17 protein-coding genes and 1 pseudogene are annotated in these 22500 nt (G+C 40.0%); 14 read left to right on the top strand and 4 right to left on the bottom strand.

Annotated elements, in window-relative coordinates; translation table 11 throughout:
* From LRL21_RS43870 to LRL21_RS43845, 6 genes and pseudogenes are all read left to right on the top strand, one after another.
* Positions 1-687, top strand: a 687-nt coding sequence (locus LRL21_RS43870) for a hypothetical protein (protein WP_240422045.1), incomplete at its 5' end; no start/stop codon positions are given.
* A gap of 23 nt (positions 688-710) precedes the next feature.
* Positions 711-899, top strand: coding sequence for a S8 family serine peptidase (locus tag LRL21_RS47185; RefSeq protein ID WP_275901204.1), 189 nt, complete (start codon positions 711-713; stop codon positions 897-899).
* A gap of 575 nt (positions 900-1474) precedes the next feature.
* The gene (locus tag LRL21_RS43860) at positions 1475-7072 is read left to right on the top strand and encodes an RHS repeat-associated core domain-containing protein (protein WP_240422044.1); all 5598 of its coding nucleotides are present in this window, start codon (positions 1475-1477) and stop codon (positions 7070-7072) included.
* A gap of 11 nt (positions 7073-7083) precedes the next feature.
* On the top strand, positions 7084-7464 hold the full coding sequence (locus tag LRL21_RS43855) for a CDI toxin immunity protein (protein ID WP_240422043.1): 381 nt from the start codon (positions 7084-7086) through the stop codon (positions 7462-7464).
* Between the two features lie 607 nt (positions 7465-8071).
* Positions 8072-8548, top strand: a pseudogene (locus tag LRL21_RS43850) (recombinase family protein); the annotation flags it as partial.
* Positions 8549-8848: 300 nt separating this feature from the next.
* A complete protein-coding gene (locus tag LRL21_RS43845; RefSeq protein ID WP_240422042.1) occupies positions 8849-8989 on the top strand; it encodes a hypothetical protein in 141 nt (46 codons plus the stop codon).
* Positions 8990-9735: 746 nt separating this feature from the next.
* Here the strand turns inward: LRL21_RS43845 and LRL21_RS43840 are convergent.
* Genes LRL21_RS43840 through LRL21_RS43830 form a run of 3 tightly spaced genes read right to left on the bottom strand, consistent with a single transcriptional unit; the run spans position 9736 to position 11185 of the window.
* Positions 9736-10107, bottom strand: a complete 372-nt coding sequence (locus tag LRL21_RS43840) for a hypothetical protein (protein WP_240422041.1) — start codon at positions 10105-10107, stop codon at positions 9736-9738.
* A gap of 16 nt (positions 10108-10123) precedes the next feature.
* Positions 10124-10783, bottom strand: coding sequence for a hypothetical protein (locus LRL21_RS43835; protein WP_240422040.1), 660 nt, complete (start codon positions 10781-10783; stop codon positions 10124-10126).
* Between the two features lie 15 nt (positions 10784-10798).
* On the bottom strand, positions 10799-11185 hold the full coding sequence (locus tag LRL21_RS43830) for a PadR family transcriptional regulator (protein ID WP_240422039.1): 387 nt from the start codon (positions 11183-11185) through the stop codon (positions 10799-10801).
* A gap of 1110 nt (positions 11186-12295) precedes the next feature.
* Here LRL21_RS43830 and LRL21_RS43825 point away from each other — a divergent pair.
* From LRL21_RS43825 to LRL21_RS43815, 4 genes are all read left to right on the top strand, one after another.
* Positions 12296-12916 carry an HD-GYP domain-containing protein gene (locus tag LRL21_RS43825; protein WP_240422038.1) on the top strand — a complete coding sequence of 207 codons (621 nt, stop codon included), beginning with the start codon at positions 12296-12298 and terminating at the stop codon, positions 12914-12916.
* Between the two features lie 18 nt (positions 12917-12934).
* Positions 12935-13144, top strand: a complete 210-nt coding sequence (locus LRL21_RS47180) for a Spo0E family sporulation regulatory protein-aspartic acid phosphatase (RefSeq protein WP_420832575.1) — start codon at positions 12935-12937, stop codon at positions 13142-13144.
* A 6-nt stretch (positions 13145-13150) separates the two neighbouring features.
* Positions 13151-14359, top strand: a complete 1209-nt coding sequence (locus LRL21_RS43820; protein ID WP_240422037.1) for a hypothetical protein — start codon at positions 13151-13153, stop codon at positions 14357-14359.
* A gap of 884 nt (positions 14360-15243) precedes the next feature.
* Positions 15244-16587 carry a hypothetical protein gene (locus LRL21_RS43815; RefSeq protein ID WP_240422036.1) on the top strand — a complete coding sequence of 448 codons (1344 nt, stop codon included), beginning with the start codon at positions 15244-15246 and terminating at the stop codon, positions 16585-16587.
* Positions 16588-17119: 532 nt separating this feature from the next.
* Here the strand turns inward: LRL21_RS43815 and LRL21_RS43810 are convergent.
* Entirely contained in the window at positions 17120-17323 is a 204-nt protein-coding gene (locus tag LRL21_RS43810; protein WP_240422035.1) for a hypothetical protein, read from the bottom strand.
* A gap of 572 nt (positions 17324-17895) precedes the next feature.
* Here LRL21_RS43810 and LRL21_RS43805 point away from each other — a divergent pair.
* From LRL21_RS43805 to LRL21_RS43790, 4 genes are all read left to right on the top strand, one after another.
* A complete protein-coding gene (locus tag LRL21_RS43805; RefSeq protein WP_240422034.1) occupies positions 17896-19989 on the top strand; it encodes a GTPase domain-containing protein in 2094 nt (697 codons plus the stop codon).
* Positions 19989-20189, top strand: coding sequence for a hypothetical protein (locus LRL21_RS43800; RefSeq protein WP_240422033.1), 201 nt, complete (start codon positions 19989-19991; stop codon positions 20187-20189). The genes LRL21_RS43805 and LRL21_RS43800 overlap by 1 nt, the downstream gene beginning before the upstream one ends.
* Positions 20190-20575: 386 nt before the next feature.
* On the top strand, positions 20576-21697 hold the full coding sequence (locus tag LRL21_RS43795; protein WP_240422032.1) for a Rad52/Rad22 family DNA repair protein: 1122 nt from the start codon (positions 20576-20578) through the stop codon (positions 21695-21697).
* Between the two features lie 83 nt (positions 21698-21780).
* Complete coding sequence (locus LRL21_RS43790) at positions 21781-22374, top strand: hypothetical protein (protein WP_240422031.1); 594 nt, start codon at positions 21781-21783, stop codon at positions 22372-22374.
* Positions 22375-22500: the final 126 nt, after the last annotated feature.

The raw sequence follows: 22500 nt of genomic DNA, 5'->3' as shown, positions 1-22500 counted from the left end.
GCAAGTGGAACCACGATGAGTACCGCAACATCAGAAATGGGAACGACATTGCCTGGCTATACATCGAAGACAATGAGCGGGGTTACTCCCATGAACACAGCTAGTGTAAGGGTACATATTTATTTGCTGGGAACCGCGGCGGGAGGAAGTGGAACCTTCTATATCGACCAGGCCAGTTTACGATATACGAATGATGATAATTTACTTTCAAATGGTTCATTTGAAACAGCGATTGGAGGTCTTAACGGAATTGCCAATGGTTGGAACAAAGCCGTAGGTCCGGGAATCACAGAGAACAGTGAAGTGGTCGATGGTGGAACGTCAGGATCAAAGGTCCAGAAAATCAGTGCGTCAACAATACCAGTTGGGGGCAAATTGTTTCTATATCAAGATGTGGCGATGGAAGGGAATAAGCCATATACGTTCCAGGCCATGATGCAGATTCCACAATTAACCAACAGTAAAGTAGTGTTTGCCCTCAGCTTCGTGGATGCAAGTGGAACCACGTTGAGTACAGCAACATCAGAAATGGGGACGATATTACCTGGCTATACATCGAAGACAATGAGCGGGGTTACTCCCATGAACACAGCTAGTGTAAGGGTACATATTTATTTGCAGGGAACCGCGGCGGGAGGAAGCGGAACTTTCTATATCGATCAGGCCACACTTCATTATTCAAGTTAACTATACACGTAAACAAACGAACAATGGCAGTGCTGTTCAGTAATTATTCAGATGCGAATGGACACGGTACCTATGTTGTGGGTATTATCGGTGCGCTGCACAACCGTCAAGGGTTGTTTGGGATTGCACCTGAAGCCGATGGAAGTACTTGGCTACTAAACGAGTGCGAGAAGTTTTTTAGACACCGCGACCGACGCGTGGAAAGCACTTGATGATGAGGATACCGTGTATTGACTGGCATGCTGCAGCGGGGAATGGAGAGCAAGTGGACGGTAAGATGAAATTATTTCGGGGTGTATCTATGAATTTTTTAAAGAGTAAAAGAGTATTAGAACGAATTGAGTTAATATAAACAAAACTGACTTCGTCAATGTAGATGGTCCCTGATCCTCCACTTGCTTGGGAAGTTAAGAATAAGTGCACCCTTGCCCATACTGCGTTGGTCGGAACTGCTTCCCTGTAAGGTCAATGTTTGATAACCGAGTGTTGCCGTTCCGATCTGCGCCGTTCTCCCACTTATATAATTTCCACTAGCATCACTTAAAAATGGTTCATTCGATACACATACTGATGTGTTGAGTGGTTATGCCGATGGGTGGAACAAAGCCGTAAGTCCGGGAATCACAGAGAGAGCAGTGAAGTGGTCGATGGTGGAACCTCGATCAAAAGCCCAGAAAATCAGTGTATTGACGATGCCAGAACGTCGATTGGTTGGACTATAAAAAAGTAAACGTGTTAGACACGTAAGTGAAATACAATACTCAAATAATGGATGACGGGGGTACTCATGTATAAACGAATCTTTTTACGATCATTTAGTCTCGTGCTCAGTCTTATTTTAATCATCACGAGTCTGGTTTCACCTGCGGCGGCTGCCGATAACCCATGGATAGGGACTACAGGGAGCGTAAGCTCCTCTGTATATACGAATCCCACCGTCTTTCAGGCTACCTATCAAAACCCTAATGCTAGCGCAACAACGGCCGCAGACTGGGGGCTGTTTACCCAAGAAGAGATTGCTCATATTCAACAATCGTATTCGCAGCCGATGATCCAAGTCGCGGCTTATTACTATCCGATCTTAACCAAGCTGCTAACCAAGGAACAAATCAATGAAGTACTTTCGTGGACAGATGAAGGGGTCAAGAGCAAAAGCAGACAATTTACCGAAACGGAAAAAGGGTTGCTGCAAACCTGGACTCCCATTGTCATCAATAAAATAACACCACCCCAACCTACGGTGGCGGACTCCACATACGGTGCTGTGACGGAGTCTGTGTACAAGAGTAAAACACAGCAGGCGCGCGCGCTTTTCATACCTCCAGGTGATGATTATTCGTTCAAACAGCCCAAAGATACGATCCCGTATAAAGTACAAATAGACGGGGATGTGGATGTGATTCACCGTTCCAGCGTGCAGCGGGATGTGGATCTTTATTTACCGGGTAAAAACGGGTTGGATTTGCAAATTACCCGAAGCTATAATTCGATGCAGGCCAACGCCGAGGATTATTGGACATCCACGTATAGTTGCACCTATCAGAATGAGTACGCACCTAATGGAAACAACTATCCGGAATGTGGCAAAACCTTAGTAGATGCACCCTTGAATCATCACAATCAAGTGGCCACTGGATGGACGCTTAATATCCCTTCCTATTCCATCGGGTCTCAAGTGGGGATACAGCAATACAAAGCCAGCAATTATATGTATTATAGTGAGAATTACGGTGGGATCACTTACACTAACAGCGGAGAGCAAGAAGGCGACTATATACGTGAACTTACAGCGACGCTGGAAGATGGAACCACGTATAAGTGTAAGAATGGGGAAAGCAAGCCCTATAACTATCCGTATGACAATGTACAATGCAATTACTTACCCCAGGATAATTATGAAATCGTGGTCGATGGTCAAATCAGTTACGTATTTTCGCCGAACATGATTATCAAATCGAATCAATACGGGGATAAAATCACCTATACAATGACTAGAGGCAGCGGGGTCTATAGCGTAACCATCCAGGATTCCTTGAACCGAACCGTGGAAATGACGGTTATCAATTCTCAGGGTGTACTCGGAATCAAAGCTACCGATGCGAATAGACAGGTCATTAAGAATTTGATCTATACCAAGTCCCCCCACCTGATATGGGTTTCCGATTCCGATAGTGACGGAAATCCCATTTGGCGCCAAGAAAGAAGAGGCTATAAACTGGACAATGTGAAAGATGAACTTGCCCAAAAAGTGATAAAAACGTACACCTACTATAACCCGGATGAACGGCTAGCGGATATCAATATGGAGGATGACTACCAAGTCTATCTAGATGGTAACGGGAACCCGATCCTGGATGTAACAGCTAACGGACAAGCGGTAGAATCGAGCCAGGTGGATGCACGGATGATGGGTTATCAAAATGTGAGAACGATGCTGCTAAAAGAAGTCGTGGATGACATCGGCTATACCACACAATTCACCTATCAAGCCTATGACTCCAATTGGAGAAACTACGCGACTTACGAGGAACGAAACCGAAAAAGGGGAACGATTCATAACTATTTGGATCCCTATGTCATTACCTATAAGGGATACCAGCCGGTTGTCAATGTGTACCATAGTTATACCAACAGCGATGGCGTAGTAAAAAAATTAACACAAACCGTAACGGGCGGCTCCCCTGCATCGGCACCGGAAGTATGGACGGCGGCAAAAACAAACGGGCCCCAAGGGAATTTTCGATTGAGTGCAAGTGGATCCTACCGTAGTGGTGATCAAATGACGACGACCATCACCACCGATTACGGATCGTATACAGACGCCACCACGCATCAATATGTGATCAATCGGGAGCATGTTGTTCCCAAATTAATCAGCCGTAAGGTGGAGAATACGACAGCTCTGAATGTTACCAGTGAGGATGTCCACTATACACTGGGGACGATGGTGACCTCTTACCAGTATGAGGAAGGGAAAACAAAGCCCTATTTGGTGAAAAACTGGTCGGACATGGGTGCATCCGATGTCAAACCGGCTAACATCAAGAGTTTTCTGCTCAACGGGAACAGCCCAGATCTTCCGTCGGGCCTGTCTCAGTATGCAACGTATACGCAATATAACTATGATTCTTGGGGATACGTGACGAAGCAACAAGACTCGCTGAACAACAGAACCGAAATGGCCTACAATGGGGTGGACCATCGTATCAGTCAACAAAAGGTGACATCCGGCGATGGACTCACCATCAACCAGGAAGACTATACGTATGTGAACACGAGAAAAACATGCAATGAAACCAATGAGGACGGTAATGTGATCAGAACGTATGTGTGTTATGATCCAGGACATGGCCGAATTCAGAAGAGCATCCAACAACAAACGTATCGGAACCCGGCTGCGCCAACGGAATCCATGACGGATACGATAACGACAGATTATATCATTGACGTGGTCACTGGGGTGGTCACCAAAATGACGGAGACGGTCGGTGGAACGCAATATGGCCAACAACCGATCACAACCGTAAGGGACTTTCAATACGATGCGCAAAAAAATCATGTGACCCAATCAACAACACAAGTTCGCTTGGCGACGGACAGTTTACCAACGGCTTTAACATCGGGCTACCTATATGACAGTCGAGACCGGCTAACAAAACAGACGTATCCGGACGGAAGTACGGCGAATTACGAATATGACGATAAAAATCGAATCCAGAAATTAACGTTTATTCCAGCGTCATTGAACCTTAGTGAGGCGCGTACGACCACGTATACGTATGAAGATGCGATACGGAGAGTAACCAAAAGCATGCCGGATGGTTTTTCCACAACTATCACGTATACACCTTACGGAGAGGTGGAACAACAAAAACAAAAGTCGGGCGCGCAGGAAAGAACCGTACTGGTGAATCAAACGGATGCGACAGGGATGTTTGTGGTGAAGTCGTTGCCGTTTAACCAAGAACAACTGCGTACAACCAGGAGTTACGGTCCATTCGGGGTGACCTCGGTAACCAATGCGATGAACGAAACGATGACCACAAGCTACGCCAACGCAGCGTATGCACCCAACGGTTCCATGAGCCAGTTGCAGCAGACAAGCCAAACCGTAGAAGCGGACGGTAGACAACTGTGGACATTCACGGATCCTTACGGTCGTGTAACGAAACAGGTGGAGAAAAGTGCAACCAAAGAACGAGTGACCGCCTTCAGCTATAATCCAAGCGGTAAGCTTGTCCAAAAATCGGTGACTGGTGAAGGGAAAACACAAACCACGAAGTATGGGTACGATGGAGCGGGACATCTTACGTATGTGCAGGATGATAAGGGCCAAAAGCATACGTATGTGTACGATGCCCACGGTGGTGTGATCGCTTGGTCCATCAACGGGGTTAAGCAAAAAGGCACCACGTACAACGAAGTGGGTTGGCCACTGGTGAAAACGAATGCGGCGGGTGGTGTAGAAAGCATCGCCTATACAACCAATGGACTCGTGAATACGTATAAGGATAAGGCAGGCCAAACCTCCACGTATACGTACACACCCTATCACGAAGAAAGCCGCGTTTCTGTAGCCAATGCATCGGGGACCGAGATATATTGGAAGCAGAACACGTATGATGCCGCAACACGGTTGCTGACCGCATTGACAAGTAGCGAAGGCGAAGCGTTGAGTTACCACTATGACAACTGGAAGCGAATGGATCAAGAAACGGCAGCCGGCCGGTCCTATCGACTTGGCTATGACGCTTATGACCGGTTAAGTACGCTCAAGTATCCGGATGAGCAGGTGGTGAGCTACGGTTATGATGCGTTAAGCCGGATCACGAGTGTGGCGTACCCGGGAATGGGGACGGTGGTCCCCGCGTATACGGTAAGCAGCAATGAACATACGTATAGCGTAACATCGGGAGGCTTGAAGCAGGAGAAGAAAACGGATGGGTTTAAAGAATTAATCTCCCAAAAGCAGTTCATGAATACTACCCCAACGTGGACGGAGACGTTTGGTTACGATGGGTTGGGCAATATTAGCAGCTTGACGCGAAATGGAAACCTTAGCACGTTTACGTACGACGGACTAAACCGGATCGCCGAGGAAGATGGGGCAGGTGGAACCCACGCCTATACGTACGATGAAAAAGGCAACCGATTGACGATGCAGTCGACGGGTGTGCAAAGTGTGCCGGAGGAAACGCAGGACTTCACCTACAACGCGGTCAATGAACTGAAATCCTTTACGAACCATGCGGGAACGACGGCATCATACAGTTATTATGGGGATGGGCTGCGAGCTACGAAGAACGTGAATGGGAACCTGACGCGTTATGTGTACCTGAATGGTAAAGTGATTGAGGAATTGGATGCCAATGGCAATGTGAAGGCCCGAAACATTTGGGGTAACGAGCTGTTGTGGAGAGCTGACAATACCACGAACAAGTCAGGATATTACTTCTACAACGGTCATGGTGATGTGGTAGCGATTAAGGATGCCGCGGGTAACAATATCAACACGTATGACTACGATATCTGGGGCAATGTACTGAGCAAGACGGAGGGAATGAACAATCCGTATCGTTACACAGGTGAGCCGCAGGATGATGAGAGTGGATTGATTTACCTAAGAGCGAGGTATTATGATCCTACGATTGGGCGGTTTATTAGCCAAGATACGGTTGAAGGGGATTTGAACAATCCGCTGAGTTTGAATTTGTATACGTATGTGCAAAATAATCCGTTGAGGTATACGGATCCTAGTGGACATAGTGTCTGCGGATTTAGTGGCTATGTAAGAGAGTGGTGCGATGCTGTTCAAAGCATGTTTGTAAGTAAGGCGCAAGCAGGTATGGATGCTTCTGCTAATACAGCTAATGCTATACTGGATTTTGCTATAATGGACGATGTAAACACTTTACTTGATCCTAATTCGGCTAAATTTGATAAAACTTTGGCAGCAGCAGGATTCCTCCCGATTGGAAAAGTATACAAGGGCGGTAGCCTAATATTTAAACTTGCTTCTAGAGAAGGACGCCAAATTGAAAGGGTTGTAGAGTTTGCTGGAGAAGGAGTAGAAAAGACTTTAAAAACATCAGTAAGTTCTTACGAGCAAGCTAGAAATTTAACATTAGATATCCTTGGAGACATGGGAGAAACTCAAGCATATATTGGACGATTAGAATCTAGTGCAGGTTTTGGGAAGGTCATAGGGAGGGAGTCAACAGATGGAAAGGTGAGATGGCGAATAGACTACGATCCAGAGAAAGGCGCACATATTAATATTGAAGACTTTCGTAATGGAAAAGGCGACAAAGCTACCAAACTAGTAATTCCATTTGATGGAAATGAAAGTAATGTAAAAAAAATTATTGATAATTTAAATAAATAGGAGAAATCAATATGACCTTGTTTGAAGAATGTGTTGAAGCGTTGGGTAATGGTATAAAGATATTGTCCGAACAGGAAGCAAAAAAGATACTCACACAGTTTCAGATAGATTTCCCTCTGAACCAATTTTTAAGGGTGCAGTGGGAAAACTATATTAACAAAATAATAATTAATAATTCTGTTCAATTAAGCTCTGAAATAAAAGAAAACATAGCGCTTTACATCATTTGGGATAACGCTAGATTACCTATTATCCACACTGATCTATTCTCCGTTATAAAAGTTATTGATGATGTTACCGCAGTTAGTTTTGATACTTGGTTGTACAGCCCTGAGAATAAATTTTTAGTTGAGTTCCATCATGATGGCAAGATAACCATTTGTAATAAATAACCTCAGAATCCCAAGTAGAGACAACATCTCTCTTGGGATTCTTTTTGCTGTTTCCATCTGCCGCTGTAAAACAGCACGCTAGAGATAACACGAAAAAATGACCTTTATGTATGCCGCGGCAGATTAGCCAGCTCCCATATGCCAATTTAAGGCAGGGGTAGGATGAAAACTTCATCGTGCAAATGCCCAGTAACGCATGCTGCCAAAGAAAAAAAAGGCTCGATTACAAGCCTGTTTCTTCATTAGCTGGGAAACGAATTGAAGATTTCCACAAGTATATTTTTGCTCATGCGAATGTGGCTGATGTCCTTGCCATTTAGTATACCAAACATTTTTTTTAAGCAGCCTCTTTTTTTATGATGACGCATTTCATATTTTCATATTTTCATATTTTCATATTATAATCCGCTAACTAACTTAATTACATATTAAATATTATGTTAACTTTCATTATGTATGCTACAAATTTAGCAGCGTGCCAAAAAGCATACTTTTTCAGCACAACGAAAAGAGCTTGTTTTATTGTGTTTAAACATCATAAAATGTGTTTAGGCACGTGCCATGAGAGTGAACTATGTTTTGGCACGAAATTCAGGGGGAATCGTTGATGAAGATGGGGTACGGACGCATTTCAGCGATAGACCAGAATCCCGAACGGCAGCTTGTGAAGTTCCGCGAGCTTGGGATTGACGATCGTTATGTATTTTGTAGATAAATTAAGTGGCAAGGATTTTAATAGGCCGCGTTATCAGGCAATGAGATTTATGATCAAAGAAGGTGATCTAATCTATATGGATGCCCTTGATAGATTAGGACGCGATTACGATGGAATAATTAGTGAATGGAAGCATATTACTCGCGAACTAAAAGCCGACATCGTTTGTTTGGATAATGAAACATTATTTGATTCCAGAAAGTTTCGGGCTATGGGTGATTTAGGAGAAGTTATGGAAGACCAATTTTTAAGCTTGTTAGCATTTGTGGCTGAGCAGGAGAGGAAAAAAATAAGCAACGGCAAGCAGAGGGTAATGAGGTTGCTAAGGCAGACGGCATAAAATTCGGTAGGCCAAAGGCGTCTATCTCCCTCCATCCTGAACGATGGTCAAGAGAAGTCCGAAAATGGACATTAGACGAAGAAGTGTGGCTTAATCCTGAACGTTCTAATAGGACATTAACTGAGAATATCCGAACATCTTAACTATATAAATTCAGGACCCATGACAACTTGCTTGACTAACGCCGATACGTAAACGTAAGCGTAACACGAATAACAAAATAGGATTGTGAACGTGCGAAGATATCCAGAAGACGGTGGCGCGGATCTCGCGCTTCAGGTCGTAGCAAAGGTCTAGCAGCTTACCAGGAAGCGATCGCCTGTAGCTGCGTGGCCAAACGTCTGCAGCAAACCAGGAGACAAGGATCTCGCCGGCTGCTGAGCATTGTGGCCATCGATGAAGCAAGCGAACTCATCTCGGGACACTTTGATTTGAGAGGGGCTATTGCCCGCTCCACTACGCTGGGTTAACTCCACCTCTTTGAAGCTAGGTGCAGAGTTTTACACCTCAGTAGAGACCGTTGATATTTCATAATTCTTTCAATATAGTTTAAATCATTTAAGTAGTAGAAATCACTAGTAGAATGTTTATAAATGTCTAATGTAGATATAGCTTTATTTAGCATCGAACAAACATGAATTAAGATTTCTAAATGCTCTAAATACGTGTTTTTTTTAAAGAGACGAAGTATCGACATTGTGACTATATTCAATACACAATCTGCTTTTATTGCTTCACCAGTTAATAAGTAACCGGTAGCGCTTGTGGTTTTCTCGTTTATAATCGCGACAGCTATAGAAAGAGAAGAATCATTAAAAGCATGTTGTACATAAATCCGTGGTTGGAGATTTGGATAGTTAGTATGACGGAAAGTTTCTATGAATTGATCACGAGACAGAAAAGAGCTTTGTTGATCTAAAAAGAAATTAAATCCGTCTACCATAGTCTCCAAGTTCCCAATAAATTGTTGTTTACATATCACAGGTATCACTCACCCTTCAATTTTATCAAAAAAAAGCACCGCTGAAACAAGAACAAATTAATGTTCTCATTTCAGCGGTGCTTCCGCATTGCCTGCCTAGTATTCCAGTCAAGCCCTGATAATCGATACGAATATCATACTTTATTATTAATGAATTTTCAATAGAAATCATAACGCATTGGTCTGTTGTTTTATCCGTGAGAATCGATCTTGAGTAACACTTGGCCATATAAATTAAGCAACAAAAAATTTGGAGTGAGAACGGAAATAAAAAGCATTATCTACAAATATAAATTCATCATTAAAGTCATTAATTATTTTGTAATCTATACTACCTTCACTATGAATCTCAACGGATGACTGAAATATAATGCTATTAAAAAAATCGGCGTTAGATTTTATTTCTAAACGTTGTATATGTATTTCGGATCGAAAAAAGAAGGACCCATCGACAATAATAATATGTTCATCGTAGCTATTAATAACAGTGATGGCAAGGATTGAATTATTATTATTATTAACTATCATAACTGGTGTACTAAAGAGTACACAACGTAGTAATTCGGCGTCATTACTTACTATATTTCTGTAGCTTAGCATTTGCATACACCTCATTATTTTATTAATGTTCTCCTGCAGATTCAAACGTTTCTCTTACTTTATCTGGCAGTTGTTTTTTATAGTGCTTGGGAATGTGAGGATAGCAATAGGTCAATTTTTGACGGTTTAATCCCTTAATTTGCCCCAATGCTTCCCATTCCTCAATTGACAGTTCTTTTGTGCAGATTAAACATCGATGAATATCCTTCATTTGCATTTGATGCTTACTGGTAGACTCGCTAGAAGGGCCAGGATCGTTTTTTAAAAGATGTTTTAGTGCAGGGTTACTACCCCAGTCTTTTTTTCGATGTGGAGCCAAATCACGCCATCCCATTTGCCATTTATCGACTGCATGGATAAAGGCTCGATTCACTGCTAGGTCTAAGGCAGAAGAGAGCTGGTCTTCTACTAATGCTTTACCAACTTCAAGCGTTTGAAGACCATGGCCATCTCTAAAAAATGAACCTATTTGTACCCGAACCACAGCTTTCACATAATGTCCAGCAAGATTAACTTCAGTTTCCCGCAACTCCAGGCTCCAGCGGGAGCCAGTAGCTTGTTCGATGCGGTCTGTATATACCTGATTGGGAATGTAGGCCATACCTCCATTTTGGAATTGAACAGTACCCGGAGGGAAGACCATCTTAAGCTCGTTGACTATCTTCTCATAATCTAGATCCATGAGCTTACCTCGCTTCTAATGGACATCAAATTCTCGTAAATAGGCATCGAATTGACGATAAACTTTTTGAGCCAATTCTACACGTTCAGGCAGCTCGCGCTTCAGTTGTAGAAAATATGTAACACCACTATCTGTAACGGAATAGAATCGATTATAACGCTTATCACCTTCCCACCAACGGATCACATAGCCTTTATCATAAAGGAATTGCAGACGTGTGGTCAGATAGGCATTATTAACGCCGGTGCCGTCGAGTTTACGAAGAATAAACTGTTCCATTTGGTTGTTATATTGTTTTCCTTGTTGTTGTAGTACACCCAAAACCATGAAATCAATAACTTGTTGAACTTTTACTACGCTACCTAAGGTTTCGTGCTTTTCTTCCAAATTGGTTTTCCTCAAACGATCAACTCCTTTTGAAATTCGCTAATACAAATTCAATACTATGTATTTATTATAACATAATCACTTGAAAACAAAATACTTGTTTCCATCTTTTTATATGCTACTGGATACAAAATACGATGCGTTTTCTTTATATTTAGAACCTTCCGACTAAATTGAAACTTAAATATGTATCTAGAAGCCATTTAGTTACTCATTATTCATCTTCTACTAAACTTGTACCTATTCTTTGCTATGTACCAATTCAGTAACAACAACCAAATCTTCAACTAAATCCGTACTTAGTTACTTAAAAGGGTGTTAGGGGGAGGGCTGGGCGCTACGCGCAAAGACGGTCAGAAAGAAGGTTGATACCAAAAGGTATCGAAGCATGTTAATAGGTAGAATAGATCAAGACAGATAGACAATTACTAATTTAATAGTGTCAACTAGATCAAGGATAGATCGACCTACCTGAACAATGTTTCTTATCCCAAGTTGCAGGCAGCAAACAGTCTGATACGGAGTCTCATAAGTGAGATATCAAAACAGATGGAAACAAGTATTTTGTATTCAAGTATTAACGGGATTTTACCTTTATAAGTTCAGCTCAGTGTCCTGGTAAGTGGATGTAATATCATGAACTGCTTTGCTTCGTCAATATGGTATAATCCCTCTCTACCAGTTGGGGTGTACTTCCAACAAAACGCGGAAAACGTACGTTAAGCCCATCGATTGATTAGTAAGCCGGTTTTCCCGTACGCTAAGAGGACCGGCTCCGAAATTCACTACATCAATCTGGCTATGACACTAACCTAACAAGCAGCACGGATAGCTCCAATATGTGGTATTATTCTTTCGCCCCTCTTCTGTAGTTCCGCTGCGGCCGGCCAAGATCTAATTTGAATTCGGGATCCGATCCACCGTGTTTAGCCAGGGAATAGTCAAACACTTAATCCCCTTGAATACTTTATACATTAAAAGTTTACAAAATATTCAACCTACGGTATGATAGAAAAAATGGCATATATTGAGAGCGGAAGACGCGAAATTACCCATAAATGGGTCGTTTCGCGTCTTTTTTTTTAGGAGGAAATGATGGAAAAGATGCTGAAGGATTCCCATTACTTGTTTCAACAATTGTTATTCAAATACAAGGACCAAGTAGAGTGGGAGAAAGGAAGAGCACTCTTTCTTGCTCTTGAGTACCGCTGCCAAGCAACAGCGGAACACTCCGTCGTTGTTGCATTTATTGCTTACCATCTTGCTATACAGATCAATTGTGATACACATACAGGAGAACGGATGTTCCTTGCCGGTCTACTTCACGACATTGGTAAACTTAAACTACCTGATGACATTCTCAAATCACAGCGATTAATTACATCAGAAGAACATCAAACAATCGTTAGTCATGTTCAAGGTGGTTATGACGCACTAAAAGTACTTGGCTTCGGGTCAGATATTCTTCAATTCTGTCTAACTCACCATGAAAGACTAGATGGAAGCGGCTATCCCCAAGGCATCTCCGAAAGAAGTATGATCGGTAAAATCGCCCCTATTTCTGATGTATATTCTGCTCTTAAATTACCTCGTCTTTATAGACCCAGCAGTCTAAATGATGAGCATATTTTGAAATACTTTATTGAAAATAATCACCAATTTGAAGAAGATTACATTCAGGAGTTATTAAAATTTCTTACAACCTGGAGATCTCATCATAATGTAACAGAAAAACTTTCAGTTTAGTTTGAGTGGGGGAAAGTTATGAGGGACATAAATGAAAATTTGTGGGACCAAATTGAATCTACCAGAAAAGATCTGAATACACTTGGTGAAATGTATAACTACAATTTTCAGCATAGAGATGTTTTACAGAAATCTGAAGAACTTGATTTATTGATCATTCAACTTTATAAAATTGAAAACCCTCTTACTAGACTAGCGGGGCATGTACATTATACAATAGAGGAGTGAAAAGAGGTGAATGTAGAAGTGACACAGAAGATTCAAGACATTATCACGAATGATATCCCGCTTTTAGTCAATCGTAAGAAAAACTTCAAATCTTTGGATATGACCGAAGATGAAATCATGGTTGCTATGGATATGGATATTATTAGAGTAGCTAGAAGTCTTATTCGCTGTAATCTGCATGAGCTCAAATCTATGTTTGAAAAAATCAGTAAACAAGAAACAGAGTTATTGAGAGAATCCTTTAATCTCCAGAGTTCAAAAAGAGCAGTTCCGGATGAAACATATAACGAGCTCAGTAAAGTCCAAATATTAGCCAGTGCAATCGGACAAGCGATAACATTGAAGCGGGAACTCAACCGTCAATCAAATGATCATCCACTTGATAACAATATCATAACGGGAGGACTCTTTGTTGCTGCTTCACCAAAACCAAAAACACTTAAAAAGTATGAGAAAATAGATATTGAGACTTACGGGCCAAGAACCTATATAGAGATCGATAGGAAGAAAATCGCTTACAGGAACACAAGGGGAGTTGTATTGAGTCAATATGATGGAAGAGTGTTCCTCAGTGTTACAAAAAATTGGTTACTTCAGGGCAGACCACAAACGGTAGAGTTAGAATTAAAGGATATTGCTCGTGAAATGAACACCACCCCTTCAGGGGGAGAATATAAAACAATCAGAAATAGTCTTGATAATATATTTGCTACTGAAATAATAATGAAAGAATACTACGACCCAGAAATAGAAGGTATATATTCAACAAAAGATTTTTTTCACATAGTAAGTAATTTAAGATGGATAGCTCGAACCCAAGAGGAAGATGGGAAGGAACGTAAAGTTTCTATAACCTTTCATGATAAAATTTTCAAAAATATGATTGCTGGTAATTATGTCCTTTTAAATATGATCATCTATACGGAGTTACCAACGGCATTCGCTAAAATATGCTATCAACATATACTTAAGGCAGCCGTGAACAATATCCGCACTCTTGACATCGATGAACTGCTAGATGTTATTCAAATCGATACGGGTAATCGTGCACGTGCCACGCAAGATGTTCAACAGGCTCTTACTTATTTACAAGACCAAGATGTGGTTACAAGTTTCCACATTCGTGGACAAGGAGCAAAAAAACAAAAATATATAGATTTTGAACCTAGTAATTGGATTCTTCAACAAAATAAAAACACTTTATTTCTTTCATAAAGCCGAAAAAAACAGCCTAAACAGCTGTTTTTTTCTATACAATCTACTCCTAAAAAAGTATACAACCTACTCCTAAATAATCATACAAGCTACTCCTAAAAAAATATACAACCTACTCCTAAAAAAATATACAACCTACTCCTAAATAATCATACAACCTACTCCTAAAAAAATATACAAGCTACTCCTAAATAATCATACAAGCTACTCCTATTTTACAATCAATGCACAGACGTTTTTTAGATTTAACAACCCTGTCATTATCCTACTCAATCTATTAATTTTATTTTTTTGACAGCCGCTGAAATCACTTGACTGTGGTGGCCGGATTCTGATTTTTATATCTATACATCCTACTCCTAAAATAGTATACAAGCTACTCCTAAATCAAAAAAAAAAATTCCAAATATGAAATAATTATTTTCTTATAGTATACAACCTACTCCCGTGTATATATACAATCTACTCCTAAAAAAATACATCCCACTCCTAAAGATATACAATCTACTCCTAAAAACACGCAGAAGTATACAATCTACTCCTAAAAAAGTATACAACGTACTCCGATTGCCTAATTTTTCATGTCATGGTATTGTCGAATAAGTAAGAAAGAAGGATTCTATTTTCTTACAAAGCAAAAAGCCCCCATACCACTGGGAGCTTTGGTCTATTGAGTGTACCACCACTCAAATAATCCGTTTTATTACATATTGAGATTCTCAGGTCCCCACCAGAAATCTCTAAATCCAAATGCCTCAAAATTCCAAAAAAAATGGAATTATTGAAGGCCTGCTTTTGTTTTGTCTTATAGCGCTATTATACCTTTTCTATCAAGGGTTTTCAAACCTTTTTTATTATAAAAATGAGCGGAGGTGTTCAATTAAATGGGAGTAACAAATACAAATAGCTATATGGAGCTAAATAACAAATCCATTGGACCTACTTTTCCCATTTCAGTTGATTACACCTTCCTCTCTGATTTATTGAACCTAGAGAAATCATATGCAGACGATAGATCATTTATGTTTCGTGATAATAGTCACCCTTTACGTATGTTTCATGTTACCAGTATGTCCTTGAGATTGATGATGACGATTTTTCGTCGCTTTAATACAGAAGGGACCTTAGTAGGGATGCCGATTCATCGCTTGTATTGCCTCATGAATATGGAATACGAGTCTCCTGCATCAAAGGAGCAATTCTATGCTGAAGTTCATAAATTTATTAAACTCGGTCTGCTTTCGATTACAAGAGATGGTATTGTTAGCGAATGGAAAATTGAATCTTTCAAAAGAAACACTGGCCGTTTTGTACTCTTTAACCCCTTAATTTTCAAAAAATCGTTTACAGAACTAGAGATTGCTGCTCAAAAACTTTATCTATATATTGTCTCTAGAAATGGGGATAAAGTTAATACTAAATTTAAGGAGTTCTTAGGGACAAATTCTTGGATCTATACCCTTACACATAAATCGAGACCTGCTCAAGTACGGGAGCTATTGAATTCACTTGCCTCATTAGAACCCGTCGCTGGACAACCTTTGCTACTTGAAAGTGCAGTAGAAAAAGATTCTCTGGGGCGTTGGGCCCTTAGCTGTGTAGTTAATCCTGCATATTTAGTTAAACATGTAGAAGGATCTCAATATCGTCTGGTTCCGCCCGCGAAGATCCCATACTCCAAAACCGTTTCACGTTTACGTCTTCTGCTAAGCTATCATAAAATAGCCGAGATCGTAGATTATGAAAATGGGAAATTATTTTTGCGCCTTGCCCAACTCTTGCATAATGCTAGTTTAAAAACAATAAGATTTGCAGTTACTAGAATTAAGGAGATGCTCACAAATAGCGGTTTTCTAATCATGGGAGATATTATTCATTCACTTCAATCCGAAATTCAGGATCGTGCCTTTATCATTTTTATGGAGATAGCAAAAGATACAGGTATATATCGGTACTTAGGAATAGGAGAGGAGGGTACGCTGGACGATGTTCGTCCTCTTCAGTTTTATCGAGCTGTTAAAGATACCTTCTCAATCAAGGAATTTAAAAAACTGTGCTTAAAAGCGTTACCGCTATTGAAGAAGAAATATGGTGATGAAATCAAATCAAATATTTTACAAATACATCGGCCATCGCGATCAGAACTTCCTATCCATTATGAAACTTTTTTCTTAGAGGATTTCATGATGGATCTTTACAAGCGAAATGAAAATATAGCAATGGCATAGTACCCGCTCCCAGCAATTTTTGGGGGCTATTCGTATTGATTATAATTAACCGTCTTTTGGTTTGAATTGAATCATTCACATGGGAATTAATCAATAAATAGAATTTCATCCCAACTTAAACCCGGGAATAACCGAAATGCTCATTTAAAATAGTTAATTTGATATTTTTTCAGAAATATAAGACTTCAGCTTATTAATAGTAAATTCAAATTACCGTAATTTTTTCAGAAATAAGTTGTGGATTGTGGACAACAATACAAAAATTGAAATTGGAGTGCATCATTTCTTAGTTAGGGAATGCTTTTTTCTTAATAAATAACGTAGATATCAAATAGTCTAAAATTATTACATCTATAAAGTTGAAGTCTAAAAAAATAATCTGATGTTTTAATAAACCCTTGTACAGTCTAGCTTTAGGCACACTTAAATATGTTCTAAAAGGTCTTTATTTATTAGATACTATTTTTTATAAGATAAATTATTAATATAATTAGCTCTTCATATAAATTCGAATCGATGAAATCAAACAAATTCAAATAAAGAAGGGCAATTCCAGATGGCAAAAATATCTTCTGTTTTTTGGCGATCCCAACGATTCCGGCAGCATCTCACTCCCCGTTTTTCCTAAAGTGTACACGCGGTAATCGATCGGTGCACACTGCCAGCGAGATGAAGCAGCAGCTACACACGCTCCTGGTTCTTCCGTAAGCGGGCTGCCACAATCGGATCGGAGCACGACGGCAGCGGCGGATGGAGCGTTAGCAGCTCGTGCTCCTGGTTCTCCCGGAAGTGGTCGCTAATTGCATAGAGAATCTAATGATTGGGGCTACCTTTGGGTAGTCTTTCTTTATATGATGGAAAGTATCACAGAAGAGATTTATTGAAAGCTCATAAGGATCTATTGATTTAAGAATGAGTCTTGAACTCGGTTCGTAAAACTTTATCCAGCATCGACAGCGATAAAAAGGAATAGTAAGCATTTTAAAGAAAATAGGGTATTTTATATCCTGATTGATGATTTTACCTGGGTTTTTGGCTGTTTTCTCTGCTTGTTAATCTTGGGTTGTTCGTTTATATTGAGAGTAATTTCAAAGCGCATCATGCACTGCACCAGAACATCGCGAACTTCGAAAACGCGAATTTTGTTCTGTAAGTCTGCTTCGTACAGACTTTGATGGCCCGGGTTCTCTTAAAAGAGGCATGGTCTATCTATTAGACTATGTCTCTTTTTGCACCTATTAAAATTATGCCGTTGTGTGGATCAGGGTTGCGGTTTGGGATCATTACATCATTATTGGAGGATGAAAAATGACCCAACTCAATCAAACGAATACTTTTACGATTGCGGAATTGATCGCTTTTTTTCGTAATCAGGAAGCAGCCCCAACTATTGAGGTCACGGGGCCGTCAGGATCTGCTAAGTCATCTACGTTGACTACTGTTTTGCCAAATTCGAGTAATCGATTACTGGCTCGGAACATCGGTATTATACAAACGTCTCTGATCTATACCTTACTCATGCTGAATGAGAAACTGATGCCGGATAAGGTGTTGATCCGGGTGAAGGTAAAAGGCTTTGATGCATTGCTGATTAAGGCGGAGTTAACCGAGACGCTGATCGAATTTATTTATTTAAATCGGGATGATCTCGAAGAGGTCGAAGTAGATGAGACGTTTCTTAAAAGTATCCTAGATCCTGAAAACAGGGCGTATCATTACTACAACTACGTTAAAAAGAATAATGAAGCTGGTGTGGATGGCTTTCCCAGGTTAGATACACTTCAGGAGAAGATTCAGGATTTATACTTGATGGTCACGGATGGGCTGCGTGAGGAAGTCAGAGAGCGGGAGAAGGAAGGGAAGTCTCTTCATCCAAAACCTAAAAAACGTGATTTCTATGAGAAGGTCATCAATGAGCGTTTGGATGATAAGCTTGAAGTCGAAATCAAATCTATCTATGGCTGGTTCGAGCAACTATATACATTTGTCAAAAATGAGATCTTAGAAATTTGTGATAGGCAGAAGCTGGATGAGAACCATATTGTTCTAGATGGTGTTATAGGAACGGATAAGGTCGAGAATCTGATTCATCGAACATACGATCCCGCTAGTCCCTATTCATTGGTGGTTGAGGAACTTGCTTATGCTGTAAAGCCATCCAATGATTTTATTGAAGCGTTTAAAGAGGTTTATCATGAATCTGAGTATCCAGGAAAGTCGCTAAAAATTAACATCTTGGATACGCCAGGACTTACTCAGGTTGGCGAGGAAAAAGCGGATATTGAAGACGCACTGAATCGTGTGTTGGCGAAGCGCTATGATGCTGTTTTGTTCCTCTGCCGTGCAGATGAACGTCCGACAATCTATGATATTTGCATGGACCTCTTAGTTTCGCATAATAAGAAGTTAGAGAACGTACCACTGAAGATTTTGCGTACCCGAGCGGATATTGTGCTGTATGAGAAGATGAAGAAAGATCGGATGATTGAAGAAGGTGACACGAATTTCGTGAAGGGGCCGCAAACGGACTCTTACGCTCAAGCAGCCTATCAGGCATATTTGGGTAATTTGAAGCAGGAAGCGGATAAACTTTCTAAGGAACTCGGCGGTACTAATCTAGTCGATTTTGTTTCACTTGATTTGCACACACTCAATAGTTTAACGGACTTTTTTGCTGAAAAGAGTTTTACGAAGGAGAAGCTCTACAATACTCTTTTGAGTCTCTCCCGAGAAGTGAATGATGCGTATATGCCTCCGTTAGCTGGTCGGCTGTGGCTACAAGGGACAAGTCCACTCAAGCCAGTTTTGGAGAGTAATATGGATGGGTACATGGAACAAACGTTGGATGAGTTCGGAACCCATATGGTTAATCTGAATACTAAGGAAGGATATGGGATGTATTTGAACTTTGCTGATTCCTCTAAAGTGTTCCATGGACGCTCGGTATCAACGTTCTACTTTAATCATAAGATCGGAGTAGGGCATGAAACCAGGGCTAATGTATATGCTAATTTTAAGGTACACATTCGGAGCATGATACAGAAGTGGACGAACTCATTTTTCCAAGATTGGAGCATGCATTTTGAAATTTCATTTGATAATTTGAAACAGACAGAGGCGGGAAAACAAGCTTTGAACGAAGCGCCGAAACTTCTCGTGGAAATTTTCAATAAGCAAAAACCGCAAATTATCTCTCGAATCGCTAAAGCTCTAAGTTTTGATGCACTTCGTACAGAGATGGAGGAGAAGTATTACTTCAATTCATGGAATAAGGGTTTCCATGAGAATCTTGAGTTGTTTAATGTGAAATTTAGCGACTGTGAATATTGGCGTCTACAGATGCGGAAGTATCTAAAGGAAGAACTCGATAATCTCCTGGATCGGATGTATTATTACGATTAATGAACGTACCCGCTTTCCCATGGGGGTGGAAAGCGGGTATTTTAGAAATTGATCGAACTGAACTAATTGGGCTTATTCCGGTTTTCATTAAACCACATAGTCTTTATTTTCTTCGAATAGCAGCCGCACACGTACTTGGTTCTTCCGTAAGCGGGCTGATGCAATCGATCGCGGTTCGATGGCAGCAACGGATGGATTAGAACCCGTCTAATACTTTCTTAATTTAATAATCCATTCCATGTGATTCAACACCCGGCAGGACGAACGGCTGGCGGCCGCCGGTGATGTGAGGCTAGTTCGTGTAGATTTTTTTATTCGTTAACAAGTCATTGTACAATAAATATTGATATGATATCATTAAATCATTATTATCAATTTTGCTCTATTTGAGCTTTTCCTTGAAGATATAAGCCCTATGGGTGATACGATTTTTTGGAATAGGTCCGTCCTATTTCAAAGAGGATATCGCACTGTATGGGCTTTTTTTGTTACAGTGCTTTCAGGCCAAAAGAACGTGAGGATCTTTTCTCCGTTTTTTTGGCCTTTTACATAGAGTTAATGATATTAAAAAATGAGGAGGAAGAACATGTTTGTTTCAGTAGAAAACACTTTTGAAAGTTTAAACGCCCCATTTCACTATGATGATTATTCTGTAAATCATGATGGTTATGTATTCGTTAGTCCACAAGCCACTTCAGATCGATTAAATCTAATATTTAAACCACAGGGATGGAAATTGGAAGTTATTGAGCAAGTAATTGATATGCAGAATTTTTCTGTATCAATATTAGGAAAAATCGCGATTCGGAGTGGCGATGAGTGGATCGAAAAAAGTCAGTTTGGGGATGCAACAATGGTTATAAAAAATGGAAAATCAGAACCAAATCCCCAGGCTATCTTGAATGCTAAGAAAATTGCTCTCTCAGATTGTTTGAAAAAATGTGCATCTCTTATAGGGATTGCTTCTGATGTCTACCGTGGGAAATTAATGGTAGTACCAATTAAAACAAAAGAATATCTACAAATGGCTGATAAATATAAGTTAGACACGAATAAAAAACAATTTAAAAATGGCATCGTTCTATTACCTGACTACTATAAGCCATTTTATGAACAAAATAATTGGCATGGAATCTTTACAAGCGACCTTCAAACTCTTTCAAATCACACTAGGGGTTTACCAACTGGAAAGTCTCAAGAGATAATAGAACTTTCATTTGAGAATTTAGATATTTTGAAAAATAAATATAAAGAAGGTAATGGCTCCATAGAGGGATTTGATGAATGGTTCCAAAAATTAAGTAAAAGAGGAATGAACTTCTTACAATTGGATTTTGTTTTACAGGAAGCGATCAACAAAAAGAAGTCACAACAGGTAGCTCCTAATAAGGATAATGAAATTGAGAAGGAGAAAAATTCTAATCTTTCTGATAACAAAAATCGGCTTAATCAACCTGAACAAACGGGAAATAGCGATAAGTTTGTTCAAATGAATGGCATTCTTAAGGATTGCATTATAGTAGGTGAAGAAAAACCATATTTCAAACTCTTGTTTGATTTTAGGGGGATTTCTACAGAAGTCTATGCCGTGGGGCCACTTATGGATGAGGTTGAAAAATTAAATCTCAAGCAAGGTGATAGCTGCCACATATCAACGAGAGAAGCTAAAGGTAAAAATCTGCTTAGAGAAATTCGCATGGCTGGTTAATAAAATGTTCTGAAGATAGTTTATAAATAATTTTGAAACTCCTCGATTCAATCGAGGGGTTTCTTATTTTAAGGAGGAAGTGTATGAAGATACAAACTCGCGGAGCTGCAAAAATAATGGAAGCATTCTATAAAAAAGGTCACTATCCTGAGATGAAACGGTTGGAAAGAAAAACAAATTTCATTAAAGGCGTAATTAGAACCTACCAAGACAAAATGGATATTAAACGAAACGATTATCATGGTGTTATAGGGAAATTTGTTTCTTGCAATGTCTACGAAACAGATCATATTCGACTGAACGATTATCTTAATGACATCGGACTCTTAGCTCATGTAGGAACGATTAATTTGTCACGCTTAAAGGATTGCCAGCATGACTACGAAAATGCTGAAAAGTATAAAGTTTCTGGACAACCTTATGTTAAATTTAGTCCTAATCTGTCAGGCCGAGTTGCTGATGAAGACTTATCTTACTTAGTCAAAGATCCATACTTGATGATTGAAGAATGGCGTCGGCTAAATGGAATGTTAATTACAATTGAGAAGCTATATGAAGCAGCCAAGCAAAAAATGATAAAGAGTCGCTTACTTAAAAAGGAGAAAAAATTAATCCTGCCTTTCGGATCTATATCCTTAATTGATGGAAAACCTTCATATGATATAAAAGCTATCTAGGGGTAATACCAGCGTAGCTGACACCACCCGCAAACACATGGATTAAATTGGGAATTTATTAATAACCTCGTTATATTCATTTTGAGCATCGGTAATTGCCAACTTTGAGTATATTTCCAAAGATTT

The organism is Paenibacillus periandrae (assembly GCF_022458865.1).
Taxonomy (GTDB): domain Bacteria; phylum Bacillota; class Bacilli; order Paenibacillales; family NBRC-103111; genus Paenibacillus_S; species Paenibacillus_S periandrae.
This window is presented reverse-complemented; position numbering and strand designations above follow the sequence as displayed.